At 44.8% G+C, this 19,829-nt stretch carries 17 protein-coding genes and 1 pseudogene; 12 read left to right on the forward strand and 6 right to left on the reverse strand.

The window, feature by feature from the left end; translation table 11 throughout:
* Positions 1–217: 217 nt before the first annotated feature.
* From def to OCU77_RS17135, 5 genes are all read left to right on the forward strand, one after another.
* Positions 218–730, forward strand: coding sequence for a peptide deformylase (gene def / locus OCU77_RS17115; RefSeq protein WP_048900105.1), 513 nt, complete (start codon positions 218–220; stop codon positions 728–730).
* 23 nt (positions 731–753) lie between these two features.
* On the forward strand, positions 754–1,698 hold the full coding sequence (gene fmt / locus OCU77_RS17120) for a methionyl-tRNA formyltransferase (protein WP_048900104.1): 945 nt from the start codon (positions 754–756) through the stop codon (positions 1,696–1,698).
* 114 nt (positions 1,699–1,812) lie between these two features.
* Positions 1,813–3,090: a 16S rRNA (cytosine(967)-C(5))-methyltransferase RsmB gene (gene rsmB, locus OCU77_RS17125; RefSeq protein ID WP_048900103.1), complete on the forward strand. Its 1,278-nt coding sequence runs from the start codon at positions 1,813–1,815 to the stop codon at positions 3,088–3,090.
* 141 nt (positions 3,091–3,231) lie between these two features.
* Complete coding sequence (trkA, locus tag OCU77_RS17130) at positions 3,232–4,608, forward strand: Trk system potassium transporter TrkA (protein WP_048900102.1); 1,377 nt, start codon at positions 3,232–3,234, stop codon at positions 4,606–4,608.
* 6 nt (positions 4,609–4,614) lie between these two features.
* Positions 4,615–6,060, forward strand: coding sequence for a TrkH family potassium uptake protein (locus tag OCU77_RS17135; RefSeq protein ID WP_048900101.1), 1,446 nt, complete (start codon positions 4,615–4,617; stop codon positions 6,058–6,060).
* Positions 6,061–6,165: 105 nt separating this feature from the next.
* Here the strand turns inward: OCU77_RS17135 and trhA are convergent, their stop codons facing one another.
* The 3 genes from trhA to OCU77_RS17150 all read right to left on the reverse strand — a co-directional run bounded on the left by trhA (position 6,166) and on the right by OCU77_RS17150 (position 8,695).
* Positions 6,166–6,819 (reverse strand): PAQR family membrane homeostasis protein TrhA, encoded by a 654-nt coding sequence (gene trhA, locus OCU77_RS17140; RefSeq protein WP_048900100.1) that lies wholly within the window; start codon positions 6,817–6,819, stop codon positions 6,166–6,168.
* A gap of 136 nt (positions 6,820–6,955) precedes the next feature.
* Positions 6,956–7,744 carry a sporulation protein gene (locus OCU77_RS17145; protein WP_048900099.1) on the reverse strand — a complete coding sequence of 263 codons (789 nt, stop codon included), beginning with the start codon at positions 7,742–7,744 and terminating at the stop codon, positions 6,956–6,958.
* A 273-nt stretch (positions 7,745–8,017) separates the two neighbouring features.
* Entirely contained in the window at positions 8,018–8,695 is a 678-nt protein-coding gene (locus OCU77_RS17150) for a FadR/GntR family transcriptional regulator (protein WP_048900098.1), read from the reverse strand.
* A 367-nt stretch (positions 8,696–9,062) separates the two neighbouring features.
* Here OCU77_RS17150 and OCU77_RS17155 point away from each other — a divergent pair, with 367 nt between their 5' ends.
* The 5 genes from OCU77_RS17155 to OCU77_RS17175 all read left to right on the forward strand — a co-directional run bounded on the left by OCU77_RS17155 (position 9,063) and on the right by OCU77_RS17175 (position 13,181).
* Entirely contained in the window at positions 9,063–9,236 is a 174-nt protein-coding gene (locus OCU77_RS17155) for a hypothetical protein (protein WP_160314729.1), read from the forward strand.
* 114 nt (positions 9,237–9,350) lie between these two features.
* Complete coding sequence (locus OCU77_RS17160; protein ID WP_048900097.1) at positions 9,351–9,617, forward strand: YihD family protein; 267 nt, start codon at positions 9,351–9,353, stop codon at positions 9,615–9,617.
* A gap of 275 nt (positions 9,618–9,892) precedes the next feature.
* The gene (ccoG, locus tag OCU77_RS17165) at positions 9,893–11,323 is read left to right on the forward strand and encodes a cytochrome c oxidase accessory protein CcoG (protein WP_107303110.1); all 1,431 of its coding nucleotides are present in this window, start codon (positions 9,893–9,895) and stop codon (positions 11,321–11,323) included.
* 136 nt (positions 11,324–11,459) lie between these two features.
* Positions 11,460–12,446, forward strand: a complete 987-nt coding sequence (locus OCU77_RS17170; protein ID WP_048900096.1) for a serine/threonine protein kinase — start codon at positions 11,460–11,462, stop codon at positions 12,444–12,446.
* A gap of 135 nt (positions 12,447–12,581) precedes the next feature.
* Entirely contained in the window at positions 12,582–13,181 is a 600-nt protein-coding gene (locus tag OCU77_RS17175) for a DsbA family protein (RefSeq protein ID WP_390624773.1), read from the forward strand.
* Between the two features lie 71 nt (positions 13,182–13,252).
* Here the strand turns inward: OCU77_RS17175 and OCU77_RS17180 are convergent.
* Positions 13,253–13,891: pseudogene (locus tag OCU77_RS17180) on the reverse strand (ATP-binding protein); the annotation flags it as partial.
* A gap of 669 nt (positions 13,892–14,560) precedes the next feature.
* Here OCU77_RS17180 and OCU77_RS17185 point away from each other — a divergent pair.
* Together OCU77_RS17185 and OCU77_RS17190 are read left to right on the forward strand one after the other, a co-directional pair.
* A complete protein-coding gene (locus tag OCU77_RS17185) occupies positions 14,561–16,336 on the forward strand; it encodes an ATP-binding protein (RefSeq protein WP_048900118.1) in 1,776 nt (591 codons plus the stop codon).
* 246 nt (positions 16,337–16,582) lie between these two features.
* A protein-coding gene (locus OCU77_RS17190) for an IS3 family transposase (protein WP_107303111.1) occupies positions 16,583–17,760 on the forward strand; the annotation gives its coding sequence in 2 pieces (ribosomal slippage) (positions 16,583–16,841 and positions 16,841–17,760; 1,179 coding nt in all).
* Positions 17,761–17,928: 168 nt separating this feature from the next.
* Here the strand turns inward: OCU77_RS17190 and OCU77_RS17195 are convergent.
* Both OCU77_RS17195 and OCU77_RS17200 read right to left on the reverse strand, forming a co-directional pair.
* On the reverse strand, positions 17,929–19,293 hold the full coding sequence (locus OCU77_RS17195; RefSeq protein WP_107303112.1) for a tyrosine-type recombinase/integrase: 1,365 nt from the start codon (positions 19,291–19,293) through the stop codon (positions 17,929–17,931).
* Positions 19,293–19,823: a hypothetical protein gene (locus OCU77_RS17200; RefSeq protein WP_048900093.1), complete on the reverse strand. Its 531-nt coding sequence runs from the start codon at positions 19,821–19,823 to the stop codon at positions 19,293–19,295. The genes OCU77_RS17195 and OCU77_RS17200 overlap by 1 nt, the downstream gene beginning before the upstream one ends.
* Positions 19,824–19,829: the final 6 nt, after the last annotated feature.

Here is a 19,829-nt window from a genome sequence, read left to right on the forward strand (position 1 = left end):
ACACCAATGAATAATCGCTTTTCGGCGGACGTCACGCTTTCAATTTTACCTTTGCAGCAACGCGCACCAAGGCTGTTGAACTTGCCGAAAACTGTTTACTGAACTTTACAGTCAACCACAGATATTGAACATTCATCACGGATGCTGTTATTTGATCGTTAAAATGACTAGAATTAGAACAAATTAATTTTCGGCACTGTTCATTTTTCGAGTACCTATGTCTTTATTGCAAGTATTAACATTCCCAGATGATCGCCTACGCACTGTAGCTAAGCCAGTTGAAGCAGTTACCCCTGAGATCCAAAAAATTGTCGATGACATGATTGAAACCATGTACGACGAAGAAGGTATCGGCCTTGCGGCTACACAAGTTGATGTACATCAGCGCATCGTAGTGATTGATATCTCTGAAGAACGCAATCAGCCTATGGTACTGATTAACCCTGAAATCACTGAAAAACGTGGTGAAGACGGTATTGAAGAAGGTTGTCTTTCTGTTCCTGGTGCTCGTGCCCTTGTGCCACGTGCCGCAGAAGTATCCGTAAAAGCACTCGATCGTGATGGGAACCCATTCTCGTTTGAAGCCGATGACCTACTTGCGATTTGTGTTCAGCACGAACTTGACCACTTAGCGGGTAAACTTTTCGTCGATTACTTGTCACCTCTGAAACGTAAACGCATTCAAGACAAGTTAGCGAAAATCAAACGTTTCAACGAAAAGACCCAATAAGCCAAACTTTTAAGGACGCTACCTTGAGCAAACCTTTGAAAATCGTTTTTGCTGGTACGCCAGACTTCGCCGCCCGTCACTTGGCGGCGTTGTTGTCTTCACAGCATGAAGTTATTGCCGTTTACACTCAGCCAGACCGCCCAGCCGGTCGTGGTAAGAAGCTTACGGCCAGTCCAGTAAAAGCACTGGCACTAGAGCATAACGTTCCCGTATACCAACCCGAAAACTTCAAATCCGATGAAGCCAAGCAAGTGCTGAGCGATTTGAATGCCGATCTTATGGTAGTGGTTGCCTACGGTTTGCTATTGCCGCAAGCCGTGTTGGATACCCCGAAACTGGGTTGTATCAATGTTCATGGTTCAATTTTACCGCGCTGGCGTGGTGCTGCACCTATCCAACGTTCTATCTGGGCAGGCGATACGGAAACCGGTGTCACCATCATGCAGATGGACATAGGTCTAGATACCGGTGACATGTTGAAAATCGCTACGCTGCCGATTGAGTCAACAGATACCAGCGCGACCATGTACAACAAACTGGCTGAATTAGGCCCAGATGCCTTAATTGACTGTCTAGGTGATATTGCTGAAGGCAAAACCGTTCCAGTGAAACAAGATGATGAACTGGCTAACTACGCGAAAAAGCTCAGCAAAGAAGAAGCTAAAATCGACTGGACCATGGATGCCGAAGCAATTGAACGCTGCGTTCGCGCTTTTAATCCTTGGCCAATGAGCTACTTCACCGTTGCTGAGCAAAACGTCAAAGTATGGCGCAGTGCCGTGGAAACCGACAACCAAGGCAAACCTGCGGGCACGATTCTTTCCGCTGACAAGCACGGTATTGTGGTTGCAACCGGTAAGGGTGCATTACGTCTGATAGAGCTACAACCTCCGGGTAAGAAAGCGATGCAAAGCCAAGATTTGCTGAACTCTCGCCGCGAATGGTTTGAACCCGGCACTGTTTTGTAATGCTAAAGCCAGTGCTTGCACTGGCTTTTCTTTTCTACTGCGCTAGAAAAAACGCAACATTATCGCTTAATACTTCTTGGTATTAAGGTTACAAAGAATTTCAGGAAAATCCGCATGAATGTAAGAGCCGCTGCAGCCAAAGTTATCTATCAGGTTGTTGATCAGGGCCAATCCCTTTCCAACGTACTCCCTGCTGCTCAGCAAGATGTCAGAGAGCGAGACCAAGCGCTATTGCAGGAAATTTGTTATGGCGTACTACGTTGGTTGCCGCGTTTAGAGTCGATCACCAACCAACTGATGGACAAGCCATTAAAAGGCAAACAACGGGTTTTCCACCACCTGATCCTAGTCGGTTTATACCAACTGGGTCACATGCGCATTCCCGCACATGCTGCCGTTGCTGAGACGGTTGATGCCACCAAAAACCTTAAGAAGCCACAGCTTCGTGGTTTAATCAACGCCATTTTACGTAATTACCAGCGTCAGCAAGCCACGCTGGATGAGCAATCTATCAGCCATGATGCGGGTCGTTACGGTCACCCAAGCTGGTTACTAAAACTGCTTAAAAATAGCTACCCAGAGCAACTGGAAGCGATTGTTGAAGCCAATAACACCAAGGCGCCGATGTGGCTGCGTGTAAACCGCCAGCACCATACGCGTGATGCATACCGCACCTTGCTCGACAATGAAGGGATCGCAACAGAATTGCACCCACAAGCGGGCGATGCCTTGCGCCTATTGAAGCCATGCGATGTAACTCAACTGCCGGGGTTTGCTGATGGTTGGGTATCCGTTCAAGATGCTGCGGCACAATTAGCGGTTGAGTACCTACAGCCACAATCTGGCGAACTTATCCTTGATTGCTGCGCCGCACCTGGCGGTAAAACGGCACACATCATGGAGCGCCAAGCCGATACCCAGGTGGTTGCGATCGACTGTGATGAACACCGTTTATCGCGTGTACACGAAAACCTTGAGCGCTTGAACCTTACCGCGCAAGTGCTGTGTGCTGATGCTCGCTACCCAAGTGATTGGTGGCAAGGTGAAAAATTTGATCGCATTTTGCTAGATGCTCCTTGTTCTGCAACAGGGGTTATTCGTCGTCACCCAGACATCAAATGGCTACGCCGTGCGGACGATATTGCGGCATTAGCCGAGCTTCAAGCTGAAATTTTTGATGCTATGTGGCTACAGCTCAAGTCAGGCGGTACTTTGGTTTACGCAACGTGTTCGATCACACCACAAGAAAATAGCGAGCAAGTAAAAGCCTTCCTAAGTCGCACTGCTGATGCCACCTTAGTGGATAGCGATCCAGCGAACCCAGGTCGTCAAATCCTACCCGGTGAAGAACAAATGGATGGCTTCTACTACGCAGTATTGAAGAAGCAATAAGTTACATCTACCGCTAAAACGATAACAATCAGGCTATTTCAATCTAGCCTGATTGTAAAATCGGAGTAAGCTACGTCGTATTAGAGTCAGGCGCTAACGTGCCATCGTCCAACACTAGAGACATGTAATCAGGCGAATGCTATGAAGATAATTATCCTCGGAGCCGGTCAGGTCGGGGGCACACTCGCAGAAAACCTCGTGGGTGAAAACAACGATATCACTATCGTTGATAAAGACCCCGAGCGTCTGCGTGAGCTGCAAGATAAGTATGATCTGCGTGTCGTACAAGGCTTTGCGAGTCACCCTAAAACCTTACGCGATGCAGGCGCACAAGATGCCGACATGCTGGTCGCCGTCACGAACTCTGACGAAACCAATATGATTGCCTGTCAAATTGCCTTCTCTTTATTTAACACGCCCAACCGTGTCGCGCGTATTCGCTCTCCTGAATACCTGAAAGAAAAAGAGCAACTGTTCCAATCAGATGCCGTACCGGTTGATCACCTGATTGCCCCAGAAGAACTGGTTACGGGTTACATTGAGCGTTTAATTGAGTATCCAGGCGCACTTCAAGTGGTCGGTTTTGCAGAAGATAAAGTCGGTCTGGTCGCAGTAAAAGCCTACTACGGTGGTCCACTGGTCGGTAATGCGTTATCCGCCTTGCGCGAACACATGCCCCATGTTGATACCCGTGTCGCGGCTATTTTCCGCCAAGGCCGCCCTATTCGCCCACAAGGGACCACGATTATTGAAGCCGATGATGAAGTCTTCTTTGTCGCAGCAAGCAATCATATCCGTTCAGTCATGAGTGAATTGCAACGTCTTGAAAAGCCTTATAAGCGTTTGATGATTGTTGGTGGTGGTAATATCGGTGCAGGTTTAGCACGTCGATTAGAGCAAACCTACAGCGTGAAGCTCATTGAACGCAACCCTGAGCGTGCTGAAAACTTATCCGAAATGCTAGAGAACACAATTGTGTTCTGTGGTGACGCCTCCGATCAAGAGCTTCTCAGCGAAGAGCATATCGAACAAATTGATGTCTTTATTGCCGTGACCAACGACGATGAAGCCAATATTATGTCGGCGATGCTTGCCAAACGTATGGGTGCCAAGAAAGTCATGGTGCTTATTCAGCGCGGTGCTTACGTTGATTTGGTCCAAGGTGGCACAATAGATATTGCGATTTCACCGCAGCAAGCCACCATTTCGGCGCTATTAACCCATGTGCGTAAAGCCGATATCGTTAATGTTTCATCGCTACGCCGTGGTGCAGCAGAAGCCATTGAAGCCATTGCACACGGTGATGCCAGCACATCCAAAGTGGTGGGGCGTGCCATCAGTGATATTAAGCTACCGCCGGGCACTACCATAGGTGCGATTGTGCGTGGCGAAGAAGTGCTGATTGGCCACGACCGAACGGTTATTGAACAAGACGATCACGTGGTGATGTTCTTGGTTGATAAGAAATATATCCCAGACGTAGAACGCCTGTTCCAACCAAGTCCGTTCTTCTTATAAAGTATTATGGTTAATTACCGTCCTATCTTATTCGTGATTGGGCTGGTCTTATCAAAGATCGCCTTATTCATGTACGTCCCTACTTTAGTGGCGTTTTTTACTGGCACCGGTGGCTTTATTGATTTTGCCACCGCAGTGATCATCACCCATGTCGTGGCATTTCTATGCCTCACTTTTGGTCGTACCAATGAGTTTAAGCTCGGCGTACGCGATATGTTCTTGATCACTACCTTGGTATGGACCATCGCCAGTGCCTTCGCGGCACTGCCTTTTGTGTTCATTAACCATATCAGCTTTACCGATGCCTACTTCGAAACCATGTCTGGGATCACGACCACAGGCTCAACTGTGCTCAGTGGTCTTGATGATATGGCGCCCAGCATTTTGCTATGGCGCTCAACGCTACAATGGCTAGGCGGTGTCGGCTTCATCGTTATGGGGGTGGCGATCTTACCGATGCTCAACGTCGGTGGGATGCGACTGTTCCAAACTGAATCATCAGATTGGTCAGATAAAAGCTCACCACGAACCAAAAGCGTCGCCAAGAATATCGTCAATGTGTACTTGATCCTCACGGGTCTGTGCGTCATCGGTTATATCTTGGCGGGCATGAATACCTTTGATGCCATCAATCATGCCTTTACTACGCTTTCAACTGGGGGCTATTCCACCTCAGATGGGTCGATGAACCATTTCTCCAATGCCGCGCATTGGGTGGCCATCATCTTTATGTTTGCTGGCGGTTTACCTTTCTTATTGTTTGTACAAATGCTGAGAAAGAAAAGTGCGACCGCGTTATTTAACGATGCACAAGTACGAGGCTTTACCCTATTAGTGCTGACAACTGGGTTGTTAGTGGCGCTATGGCTAACGTTCGATAAAGATTACGCCTTTATTGATGCGTTTAGAGTCTCGCTATTCAATATCATCTCCGTGGTCACCACCACAGGTTTTGGCCTCGATGACTTCACCAACTGGGGAGCTTTCCCGGCGATTGTGTTTGCCTTCATTATGTTGGTCGGCGGCTGTTCAGGCTCAACCGCAGGCGGGATTAAGATCTTCCGTTTCCAAGTCGCCTTTGCCTTATTGCGTAAACAAATGATGCAACTGATCCACCCATCAGGTGTCTTCATTCAACGCTATAATGGCCGCCCCGTGACCGATGGTATCGTCCGTTCTGTGGTGGCTTTTGCCCTGACTTTCATTATCACAATTGTGGTGGTTGCAGCCATTCTCGGTATGCTGGGGTTGGATCCTGTTACCAGTATTACAGGTGCCGTCACGGCAGTCGCAAACGTCGGGCCCGGGATGGGTAACATCATAGGGCCAACAGGCAACTTTGCGACCTTGCCCGATGCTGCTAAATGGGTTCTGAGTTTTGGGATGTTAATGGGGCGCTTGGAGATCTTAACGGTACTCGTCGTGTTCTTCCCTGCGTTTTGGCGAAATTAAGCAGCGTTTTCTCTGATAACACCAAACGATAGATACAAAAACGGCGCTCATCAGCGCCGTTTTTTATTGTTTGCTCAAACCTTCACGCAATCCAGTTACCACTCATCAAATAGGTTTTACGTATAAATAGATCGCGAAGAAATGACAAATGGTGCCGCCTAAGACAAATAAATGCCAAATCGCATGATTGTAAGGAATACGCTTATTGACGTAGAACACCACACCCAGCGAGTAAATCACCCCGCCCAATCCCAGCAGCACTAAACCGCCAGTCGCTAAAGATAAAGACAGCTGGTACACCGCAATCAACGCTAGCCATCCCATCACCAAATAGGTAGCCAGTGATAACTTTTTAAAACGGTATACAAACATAATCTTAAGGGCGATCCCCAATAGCGCAAGCCCCCAAATTACCGCCATCAATGTCATGGCAAGTGGGGTACGTAATGTGATCAACAAAAATGGGGTATAGGTCCCTGCGATCAGTAAATATATCGCGCAGTGATCTAAGGTTTTCAACACTCGCTTCGCTTTTTCTAGCGTAATCGCGTGATACAGGGTCGACGCTAAATACAGCAAAATCATGCTGCCGCCATAAACGCTTAAACTGGCGATACTCATTGTATCGGCATTCAGATCATTCGCCTGAACCAGTAGTAACACTAATCCGACGATACCAAACAGCATGCCAAGACCATGACTCACGCTGTTGGCAATCTCTTCGGCTACCGAATATTGCGGCCCGGCATTCTTGTTCATTTGTTATCGCTCCTAATAGAGTTAACACTCAGCTTAAGAGCAGTATCGCACAACTTAGCGTACACTTGTACGCTGAAATTGCATTAATCTGTATTTTTACTGCCAACGCAATGAAGCCTCTTCCAACTCGCCATCATTAGGTTGTTTCATCAAGGAAAGCCACCACTTGCTCACCCGCCGCCTCCGGTGAGCAATCAGCACTGATTTGCAATTCACGCTTCAACTCACCACGTCCAAGAAAACCCGCCAACATACCTGACACACCTTTCAAGCGACGATCTACTTCAAACCAGAGTTGTAGCCCTTGCTCATCACGATACGCAACCACTTCCAATTCACGCCAACGCCCATGAAATGGACCGGAAACCGGTACAAATTCAAACTCTTGTACGAAAGGCAGCGCAAAGCCTTTTGCCGCTTCACATTCCACCTGACGAATACGCAGCCCCACTTGCTCTAATGCCGTGAACACTCCATCCATCAAAGGCTCAGGGCGAACCGTCAGTGTATCTTTATCTTTCGGATCAACCGCCATCGCAATATCTAGCGAGGTATCGAGCCAGACTTGGGCATCGCCAATCGTCACAGGGGTGTTAAATGGAAGATCGAGGGTAAAAGCAAACTGCCGTTCCTCTTGAGCACCAATGACAAACGCTTCAGGCAAAGACCACTCCGCCAATTTACAGGTTTGTGGGATTTTTTCTTTCCGTTGATCGCTATCGCCGCGCCCTGTTGTCACTTCATCAAGATAGCGGCAGCACAACACCAAGTGAATATTATCGATCTGCTGCTCAGTCGCACCACCTTGCACTCGAACTTCAATCGGCAAGGGCTGCCCAGGGATCAAAACATCATGAGGTAAAATCGTATCGACTTTAGCAGCGCCGATACCAAAACTGGCGAGACTCTTACGAAATAAAGACATGCATCCTCCTTGCGCATTGCATCGATACGGCAAGAAAGTTGCTGCACTATCGATGATGCAGACGAATAGTGAATAATCATCATGCTAAAGATAAGTTGACTCTATCTTGTACAGTCCACTTAAAAATCGCAAGTCTATTTAGTAAGTTACAATCTAGACAATAAGCCGGTGTAGAAAGGGCAAGTAAGGGAAGTCATTAAAAATGAAGCCGGCAAATAGGAAAGGTAAGAATGCGGAGCACCTGCCACAAATAGCAAGGCTCCGTCCTAACGATTACTTCAATAGCTCAATCGTCGCTTTGCGAGCCGCTTCTGGGTCTCGCGCTAAAATACCATCAACCACTTTTTGGTGAAGCTCAAGCTTCAACATACGTTCACGCGTAATAATACGGAAGTAGCTCTCAAAGACAGCCTTGAACAAGTTGCCAAATGGGCTGATAAAGTGGTTACCCGAGGCAAAATAAATCAACTGATGAAAGCGGGTATCAACCGCAATCCAACGCTCTTGATCAAACTGCTCACCGAGTTTGTGCATTTCATGTACCAAGCTCGCCAACTCATCACGATCGGCATCACTGGCATTGAGCGCCGTACACGCAGCGGCTTCAGGCTCTAAGGTTAAACGCACACGCTGAAACTCTTCAACCAACTCACCCGAATCATCAAAATCGAGCCACGCTAATAAGTCTTGATCGAGGTAGTTCCAGTTACGTTTTGGTAATACCCGAGTACCAATACGCGGACGTGGCAGCACCATACCTTTGGCCGCCAACATTTTAATTGCTTCGCGTACCGCCGTTCGACTTACACCGTACATTTCACCCAGCTCAACTTCACCCGGTAAGATATCACCCGGTGGCGTTTCACCTTTTAAAATACGCTGACCAATTGACTCAGCTAACCGATACGACAGGTTTCGGCTAGTGACTAACCGTTGCTGATCTCGCTCCATTATTCCCCCTCAAAGGCTCTTTTTATAATAGTTGCCAATTTATTTTATCGCTGCTCTATATTGATCAGCCTAATACGGCGCAATTAGACCACAAAGCCAGCATGGTGAAACGGCTTATCTTCACACTTGTATCAGATATCCGTTTTTTTGCGTTTTTTATGAGCCACTATCATCCAAAACAAAAGAATACATTGTTCATAATTCACTCGACTATATAAAAGCTTGCTGGTATCCTAGCCGCGTTTTCTGACGGTAAGTATCACGCTAAACACCAAGGTCATGACACTCCAATCCGCCACAGTGCTAGCGTAATCTCATTTGTAATCCATTTTTGGCCATGGATGTGCCTGATTAGTAGGTAAAAACCATGCGCCCAATGACTTTCGCTCGCTCTAATACCCGTAGTCCATCTCTGTCTCGTACCACTTCGCATGCGCCACGCTTTAAAGCTCGCACTGCACCGCAAGTGTCGGCTGACATTCACCAGATGCCAAGTCAAACCATGATTGCCACAAAAAAAACTGGTGAGAAAGCAGCATAGCCAGAGAGATTACAGGGCAGCAGACCTTGCTGCCTTCCTTTCAGAATCCATCTTGGTATACTTTATCCACAATAAAAACATGACAATTTATTCAGCCTTCATTGTGGAGAAAAAATGAAAACCCACCGCGTTAACGAACTGATTGAACTGATCCACCCTGAGTGGAAAAAGAACCCAGAACTTAACCTGATCGAGTTCCTGCTAGAGCTAGCGAAAGAAGCTAAGTTTGAAGGCAAGCTCGAAGATCTGACCGACGATGTTCTGATTTACCACCTTAAAATGCGCAACAGCGATCAAAAAGAAATGATCCCTGGTTTAGCGAAAGATTGTGAAAATGACTTTAAAACCGCTATTTTACGTGCGCGTGGCATCATTAAATAATTCACACTAATCCTTCATCTTCGCAAGTTAACATTGGGTGAGCACACTTGGTTTCTTCACTGTTCACCTGATGTTTTTTCTCCTCACTTTCCTTCTGTTATAGCCTAAAAACGCTTGTTCTGTACCGATTACAGAAATTATGACCGTGCTAGAGTAATCCGCAAACCGACTGTTATATAATCAGTTGATAACATACGCGTATCATTTATAGCGATCAGGCAACGTATCTGATCAAACTGCACACCTTTGCGTGGGCACCCAAGGAAAGTAATGTCATGAGCCAAGATAAAATAAAGATTAAGGATGTCACCCCGCAACAATTCAACCCCAAAACCCATAAAGGCAACGCCGATCGTTTTAACCCCAGTAACCGCATCTATGTCCGGGCTGTAAAAGGGATTTATCAACAATTACGCCAACGAATGGGTTGGGTATTGATGGTACTCTTTATGGGGATACCTTGGATTCCCTACGGTGATCGCCAAGCCATATTGCTCGATATCGGCCAGCAGCAATTTAATTTCTTTGGCACCACATTGTGGCCACAAGACCTAACCTTACTCGCCACCGTTTTCATGATAGCGGCCTTTGCCTTATTTTTTGTCACCACTTTTTTAGGCCGAGTCTGGTGTGGCTATTTTTGCCCACAAACCGTATGGACCTTTATTTATATTTGGTTTGAGGAAAAGCTCGAAGGGGCAGCCAACAAGCGCCGTAAGCAAGATGGCATGAAGCTCACACCTAAACTCCTGTTTCGAAAAGCGCTCAAGCACATTGCTTGGATTGCGGTCGCTTTATTAACAGGACTGACATTTGTTGGGTACTTTGTTCCGGTTAAAACACTGTTTATCGATTTCTTCACCTTTAACACCAGTTTTTCGGCAGGATTTTGGGTGTTATTTTTTGCAGGTTGCACCTATGCCAATGCTGGTTGGATGCGCTCGATTGTGTGTATTCACATGTGCCCTTATGCGCGCTTCCAATCTGCCATGTTTGATAAAGATACCTACATTGTTGGCTATAACACCGACCGTGGTGAAACCCGTGGTCCACGACCTCGCAAAAAAGATCCGAAAGCACTTGGGCTTGGTGACTGTATTGACTGTAACTTGTGCGTACAAGTGTGTCCCACAGGGATCGATATTCGTGATGGCCTTCAGTATGAGTGCATCAACTGTGGTGCCTGTGTCGATGCTTGCGATGAAACCATGGATCGCATGGGCTATGAAACACGCTTAATCAGCTACACCACAGAACACAAATTAGAAGGGAAGCACACCAAGGTGATGCGTCCTAAACTGATCGGCTACGGGGCGGTCATGATCGCCATGATAGGGCTGTTTTTCGTTTTACTCGCCAGTGTGAATCCGATGGGGTTAGACGTTATTCGCGATCGTAGCCAGCTGTTCAAAGAAAACAACGATGGCTTAATTGAAAACACATACACCTTAAAAATTCTAAATAAAACCCAGCAAGCGCGAACTTACCAACTCTCTGTTGATGGGCTAGATGGTGTGGAATGGTACGGTGCCCAAACGGTCAATGTGGCAGCAGGTGAAATTTATACCTTGCCGATCAGCCTTGGGATCGACCCATATGATCTGACAACACCAATTGCTGATATCACCTTCATTATGCAAGACACCGCTAGCGATGCGGGGGAGCCATTACACACGGAAAGTCGCTTCATCGGCGAGCTACGTTAATGTCTGAAAAGACAGTCACTCAGCAACGTCGCTATTGTTAGCGCACCTCTTTGCAAGCCTCAGAAAAGGACCAGCACAGGTCCTTTTTTGATCTAGTGGTATACTCTTTCCCATTCATTCGGCTGTGGACACCTCCATGACACAACAAAGCTTTAGTTTTTCTGATCTCACCCCTGATTTATTGCTTGATGCCTTAGACAGTACTGGCATCCGTGCAGAATCAGGCCTGTTAGCACTTAATAGCTATGAAAACCGAGTTTATCAATTTCAAGCAGAAGATCGTTCGCGCTATGTCGTCAAGTTCTACCGTCCTCAGCGTTGGAGCAACGAACAAATCCAAGAAGAACACGACTTCAGCCATGAGCTGGTTGAACAAGACATTCCCATCGCTGCTCCCATTAAGCTCGACGGTGAAAGCTTGCTACATTACCAAGGCCACCGCTTTGCCTTATTCCCGAGTGTTGGCGGACGTCAATTTGAAGTGGATAATTTTGATCAGCTTGAAGGTGTGGGGCGCTTTCTTGGCCGTATTCACCAAGTTAGCCAAGGCTCCGCTTTCAAACACCGTCCGACGATCGGCTTAGAAGAATATTTACATCAGCCGCGTCAGATCCTCGAAAATGCTGATTTTATTCCCGATCACCTGAAAAATGTTTTCTTTGCCGATCTAGATACTTTGATTGGTGAACTGAGCCAACAATGGCATAGCAACTGGCAGCCCCTACGTTTACATGGTGATTGCCACCCAGGCAATATTTTATGGCGTGATGGCCCGATGTTTGTCGATCTCGACGATGCCCGTAACGGTCCTGCCATTCAAGATTTATGGATGCTATTAAATGGCGATCGTCATGACCAGCTGGCCCAGCTCGATACCATTCTTGAAGGTTATAATGAATTTGCTGATTTTAATCATAATCAGCTGCAACTAATTGAGCCTTTACGCGGTCTTAGAATGGTGCATTATATGTCTTGGCTTGCTAAACGTTGGCAGGATCCTGCATTCCCACGGGCGTTCCCTTGGTTTGCAGACAATAAGTACTGGGAAGGCCAAGTGCTCGCATTTAAAGAACAAATTGCAGCACTGCATGAGGCACCGCTACAGCTTATGCCACAATGGTAACCAAGCGTTAGTAACACAAATCACTGTGACAACAATCAATAATTACAAGGGATTGATCCCAACCAAAATCGTACTGTGAGACATCGTTAATCAGTACCACTAACTACACCAAATAAGGGAGACTTCATGCGTATAATGAAGACAATTTTAGCGATTGCCAGTGCCACACTGTTATCGTTTTCTGTACAAGCGGCTAAATTCACCGAAGGGGATTACTACAAGGTATTGGAATTACCTAAGTCTTCAACACCTATAGTTACCGAATATTTTTCATTCTTCTGCCCACACTGTAATAGTTTTGAGCCTATGATTCAGCAGCTCAAAAAGACCCTGCCTGAAAACGCAAAATTCCAAAAGAATCACGTTTCTTTCATGGGTGGCCCTATGGGTAAATCATTGAGCAAAGCTTACGCGACCTCAATCACCTTAGGTGTCGATGATAAGATGACCCCTGTGCTATTTAACCGTATTCACGGTATGCAAAAAGCCCCACGCAGCGATGCTGAGCTACGCCAAATTTTCTTAGATGAAGGCGTGAAAGCTGAAGACTACGACGGCGCTTTCAATAGCTTTGCGGTGAACTCTATGGTTAACCGTTACAATAAAGCCTTCCAAGATAGTGGCCTAACAGGTGTTCCTGCGGTTGTGGTGAACAATAAATACCTAGTACAAACCGGTGAAATTGAATCGGCTGAAGAGTATTTTGAGTTGGTTAATTTCTTGCTTAAAAAATAAGAAATAACAGCTACCAAATTTCCAAAAAAGGGCACCTGCGCCCTTTTTTTATTTTTGATAATGCCCTTAAGTCATACAACTTGCGCACTTAACTGCTTCAACAACCGATCCATCGCCCGATAGCCCAACGCTTCCGCTAAATGACAACGCGAAATCTGACTGTCTCCCGCCAAATCAGCAATGGTACGCGCTACCTTGATGATCCTGTGATACGCACGAATGGATAAGCCCAATTGATGAAGCGCTGTTTCGAGAAAGGTCGCATCCGCCTTGGCTAGGCCACAATAACGGTCTAACTCTCGGGTCGATAGCAGGGCATTCACTTTATCCGAACGTTCAACCATCAACTGCCTCGCCTGCAGTACCCGCGCTTGGATCACCGCTGTCGGCTCTCCCCGATCGCCCCCTTCAGCCAATGTGCCGCGTGGCAATAATGGGATCTCAATCGACATATCAAAACGGTCCAATAGCGGCCCAGAAAGGCGACTTAAATAACGTAAAATCGCCTGTGGATTGGTCCGTGATTGGTTACCTTCGTAATAGCCTGTTGGGCTAGGGTTCAAGGCACCGATAAGCTGAAAACGAGCAGGGAAGGTCGCTTTACTGGTCGCGCGAGAAATCACAATCTCCCCTGACTCTAGCGGCTCACGCAATGAGTCCAACACTTTACGTTCAAACTCTGGCATTTTCCTAATATCAAGTTTGAGTAATAAATGTTGTCAATTTGAGGCTTTGAGTGTTGTCCGAGTTAGTGGAGCGCATCGCTTCAGATGCTAGCGGAACGGTAGGTCATTTTTTCTATTTAGTCGAGAAAGTAGCTATGTTATCCGTTCAATCTGACGTCTTCATCTAGCCCCTCCTCATGAATGAGTATTCACTTAGTCGTTAGGTGCAACTACTGATTTAGTCACAAAGTTCAGATAAAGAGCAAAACTACCAGCTAAAACAGTTATGCCCCATTATCATTTTCAGCCATAACATGCGTGTTCGAAGACAACCGGAATTTACCCAAACCCTGCTCATGTGACGGCAACAAGACTCATGCAGTAAAAATGATTTTTTATGTTGGTAAGGTCGCTTCGGGACAACAGCGCCTTACTCCAACAACTTTAAGCGTTTCATACCCCTACCATTTTCTTTTCGTTGACTTTAGTCACAAAAATTGAGTGGCTACTGAAGCTATGTTCTTCTAAACTTTATGCATATGGAAAAAGAGAGGTGCCTGAAGGTGAATAAGACAAGCGTATTTGTATGGATAGCATTAATTGTTTGGCTATTTATGGTTGCTTGCTTTTTTGATTATATTGAAAAAGAAAGCTCTATACCTGTTATCCATGAATTCCATCTGGAGGACTCAAGTGAATAATGAACACTCACCAATGTTCAACGTTATGGAAACTTTAATTGCGCTAGCATTGGGCATAACTCTCAGTTTATTCTTTTCATTTAAAACTCAAAACTCTCTTCTAGAGGCTATTGAAAACTCACACGTTGCCCATTCAGCAAGCCTTGTCCATATGAGAAGCTATGTTCATTTAACTCAGCCAGAAGATGTTGACTACAAGATAAATAAACTACTTTCTGAAGTACAAGAGCTAACTTACGAGTTAAACACTTTAAAGGAAGCCAGCAATGACGTTAACGTTAGATTTCCTCAAATGCTTTGGTTAGGCAACTCACTTCCTTCTATAATTGATGAGTACGTAAAAACTGCTGATAGACAATTGGCATTACTTGAGAAAATACTTAAAGCAAAACAACAAACCGTATCAGAATCTTTATTAAACGAATTAGAGAAACAAGTTTTTTCAGAAGAGATGGATGAAGCAGCGGAACATGTTCACGCACGTTTGATGGACAACATATTCTTAACCAGCAAAGCAACCGTTTATACCTTGATACTATTGATTATTTTAGTCTTCTCTGTCGTGCTCCTTTACCTTAACCACTACATTATAGAATTGAAAAAAACCAAGTTAGCATTACAGGGGGCTGTAAATAAGGCGGAGGAAGCCAACTTAGCTAAGTCCATGTTTTTAGCAACAATGAGTCATGAGATAAGAACCCCAATGAATGGTGTTATAGGAATGACGCAGTTACTCATATCTGACAATAAAGATTCAACTATTCAGACACACTTAGATACGCTTTTAGAGTCAGGTGAACACCTAATGGTAGTCATAAACGAAATTCTTGATTTTTCAAATCTAGAACAAGGAAATCTAGTTTTTGTTAAGGAAGAATTCGAACTAAACAAGCTATTGATGCCAATAAAAAACTCTTTTTATCCGCAGTCTTTTGACAAAAATCTTCAGCTTATATTCGACACCAGTAGTTTGCCTGAAGATCTTGTTTTAGTCGGAGATAAAGCTCGTATACGTCAAATTATTTACAACTTGGTAGGGAATGCCATTAAGTTTACCTCTGATGGACAGGTTAAGGTTGTCTTAAAATATGACAATGAAAAAAGTGAGCTTTTTATTCAAGTGTCTGATACTGGAATTGGTATACCATCACATCGTTTAAACGGTATTTTTAATGCGTTCGAACAAGCAGATGTTAGAACGATGCACGAATTTGGAGGTACAGGGTTAGGTTTATCCATAGTAAAAAAATTATGTTTATCAATGGGTGGGGATATTACAGTCACAAGTGAGTTAGGTTCAGGAAGTTGCTTTGCAGCAAAAGTGATAAGCCCAAGGGGAACCACCTTCCAAGATAAAAGAAAGCTCTCAAACGAAGAAGACTTTTCCGGTAAGTCAGTTCTTATCGTTGAGGATAACCGGATTAATCAACTTGTTGCTAAACGCTTGTGTGAAAAGCTAGGGCTTACTACTTCTATTGTATCTAACGGGGTAGAAGCTGTTGAAAGGGTGCGCCAATGTTCTTTTGACGTAATCTTGATGGATCATCAAATGCCACAAATGGGAGGCATAGAAGCGACAAAATCAATACGAAATGAACATGATTTTCAAGGGGTTATTCTTGGTTGTACCGCTGATGTTACCAAAGAAACAGCGATAGCGTTCGTTGATGCTGGTGCCAATGGAGTAATAACAAAGCCCTTACAATTAAACTCTTTGGGGGAGTCAATAGCACACAGCGTAACGCTGGTTTGTAATGTAAATCATGCCCATAATATGGCGTTGGAATAGAAGCTAGTTCATTTGATACCCAAGCTAGTGTTAAGTCGTCTGGAATCGAGACCCGCTTTGGGACAAGAGCGCCTTAGTTCGACAGCTTCTACCCCTTTATGCTTTCCGCTAAAGTTTGTTATATAGAGAATTAACATACTTTTTCACTCTAATAAGTGGCCACTATACTGGTTATGTAGTGGCATAGTGAATTTGGTCACTTAGTTAGAGGTGATATCATCACCTCATAAGTTAATAGGTGACATTATGACAAAACGTACAAGACGACTGTTTAGTGCCGAATTCAAACTGGAAGCGGCACAGTTAGTGCTCGATCAAAACTACTCCGTAGCTGAAGCTGCTCAAGCCATGAATGTAGGTAAATCTACGATGGATAAATGGGTTCGCCAGCTTAGAGAAGAACGCCAAGGGAAAGCACCGAAAGCTTCACCTATGACTCCTGAGCAAATAGAAATTCGGGAATTAAAAAAGAAGCTGGCTCGCCTTGAAGAGCATAATGAAATATTAAAAAAAGCCACGGCTCTGTTGATGTCGGACTCACTGAACAATTCTTGATAATCAAGAAACTCAAGCAGAGCTACAGCGTAAAAACATTATGCGAAGTCTTCAATGTTCATCGAAGTAGTTATCACTATTGGCTTAAACACCCAACGGTAATTAATGCTGAAACAGTAAAATTGCGCAGCTTGGTCAGTGAGGCTCACTCTGTAAGTAATGGCTCTGCGGGAGCGAGAACCATTGCAGATATAGTCACAAATCAGGGCGTAAAGCTGAGTCGTTACCGAGCGAAAAAACTGATGAGAACTCTTGGTTTAGTGAGTTGCCAAGAGCCAAAACATCGTTACAGAAAGGCTTCACAAGAGCATATTGAAGTTCCAAATCACTTAGGTCGTCAGTTTGCTGTTACCGCCCCAAATGAAGTATGGGTTGGCGATGTTACGTATATTTGGACGGGTAATCGGTGGATGTATTTAGCGGTTGTTATCGATCTTTTTGCTCGTAAAGTGATTGGTTGGTCGATGTCTTTATCACCTGATAGTCGGTTAACAGGCAAAGCTTTGTCGATGGCTTATGAGTCTCGCGGCAAGCCAAAAGGTGTCATGTCCCATAGCGATCAAGGTAGTCACTATACCAGTCGTAAATACCGCCAACTACTGTGGCGCTTTCAAATAAAACAGAGTTTATCTCGCCGAGGAAACTGCTGGGATAATGCGCCAATGGAACGCTTCTTTAGAAGTCTAAAAACGGAATGGGTGCCAACGGTGGGTTATCGTAGCTTTGCTGAGACTCAACAAGAGATCACTCGCTACATCATTGGATATTACTGCCAACTCAGGCCACATCAGTATAACGGAGGTCTAACTCCCAATGAATCAGAACGATTATATTGGGAAAACTCTAAAACCGTGGACAATTTTAGTTGACCACTACAAGGGGCATTGCGTATTTATTCATTATTGGTTTTCATGTGTAGAGAGGTATTGGTAGGGTCAAAATACATAAAATAATGAATCTAAGGTTATTTAGACCTTCGACTCTAAATGATTTCTGTCCAAAGACGTGTTACATGACCGCTTGGTGATGAACTTTTACTATGACGAAGGGACAATGCTTTTGTCTATATCAGATTGAAAAGCTCTCAATAGTTTCTTCATCTCACCGAGCGCTGCGGTAGGCGTTAACTCCTTCCTCGCTATCTGTTCTTCTAACAACTCAATCTGACGTTTTGCCAAGTCAACACTTGACTTTAGAGATACTGCATTATAAACCTCTGTGTAGCCGTGGATATCTGCAAATGCGAGGTCAATATAGATATCTAATGAACTAAGCATTGTGTGACCTGTCCACTGCTGAAGCTGCATTTTAAATGTTTGTGTATGAAGCAGATGTTTTCGGAAATCATCTTTGTCATTCACTTCTTTAGTGGCAAGAATAAGTTCCTTAAGCTTGTCTGTAATGAATGCGTGCCTCCACAGGTGTGGATGCAACTCACCCTCGATGCCAAGCTCTTTTTTCCAAGCGTTCATGTACGTTGTCCATGAGTCAGCAGATAAGGGTTGGCCTGTGGTTAAACTGATAAAGAGGTAGTCATGCTGAACCTTTTTTTTCCTCATCGCTTTCTTACGAACTTTGACGTAATCCGCAATCATTGATAACAAAAGGTGTGGCACGGGAATCTTTCGAGTGGTGTTATCGTCCTTACGCTTTAAAGTGGTAAGGGTAAGCATACCTGTCCGTCTAGCATCCTCATAATCGGTCATTTTAATCAGATGAAGCTCCGACACACGACCGCCTAGTTGCTCCATTGCGGTGTATAGCGCCATGTCCCTTCTACGCTTATCTTTGTTTTTCTGAGTCTTGATAAACTCCCACACACGTAAGGCATCATCTTCCGAAACAGGGTGGCGTTTCTTGATTTCATCTTTTGTTGGCACAGCAGAGTGCGTAATTTTAGTGCCTTCAATGAACCCTTTGCGTCCTTCCTGTTTACGTTTGTAATGCTTTTCAAGTATCTGTATTGAGTTGCCTTTATCTTTGCCAATAAAAGCACTCAAGTCATGAAACTCTTGGATAAACTGCAAAAAATCCAGACAGGTATGTGCAATCTTTATAACTGAGTTATTCTTGCGTTTTAGTTCGCCAAACGGCGTTCTCTCTGCCTGTAGTGACTGGACGAAAAGGGTGAATGTTGCGTCTGTAAGCTGGCTAAATCGGCTCAATATCGGCTGTTTTTCAATAAAATGCACCAAGTGAATAATATCGTGTGCATACCCCCGAATCGTGTCACTTTTTAAGTTTCTCACCATCAAACTATGGATGTAGGCATTGGCTTCATAGCAAGGCACATGATTGCTGTAAGTAACGAAAGGGATGTCTAAAGGCTTACGAAAGATAAGTTTTCCATCAAACCCAAGGTGGCTCCATTGTTCAAAGCCTTTAAGCTTACGAACCGCCATCAAATCTCTCCATTCAATGTGTAATTCATCTGTGCTTCAATCTTCCGATTATGCTCTCGGTAAAGCTCCTGTCGCTCTTCTACTGTGCCCTCATGCTGCGCTAGTTGCTTTAGCCTAGAACGCAACTCAGAGACCATAACGGTCAGTAAAGAATTGCTGCGTTGCGCTGCATCCAACTCAGACTCTAGCTCTGCGACTTTATGCTTTAAACCTACGACTGTTTGTTTGTTACCTTTGGAAGCTTTCTCATCGTGATGTGCAGCCTCTATCGCCAGTTTTGCATTAATGCGTAGTTCATCTAAAGATACGAAGCCTCTCTCTAAAAGTGCTTCTGAGATGCTTTTAACCGTGTTTAATGAGCATGATATGATATTACGCTCCTGATCCTGATACTTAGCGATGCCAGATTGTGATTTAAGAGCCTTAATAAGCTCTTCATCATCTTTAAACTCAGCGGGAGATGTGATTATTTCTCTCAAAAACTTTTCTGTTTCAAGTACCTTGGTTTGGTTTTTCTCTAAAACTTTCATTAGCCC

Origin of the sequence: Photobacterium swingsii (genome assembly GCF_024346715.1) — a bacterium.
GTDB lineage: Bacteria > Pseudomonadota > Gammaproteobacteria > Enterobacterales > Vibrionaceae > Photobacterium > Photobacterium swingsii.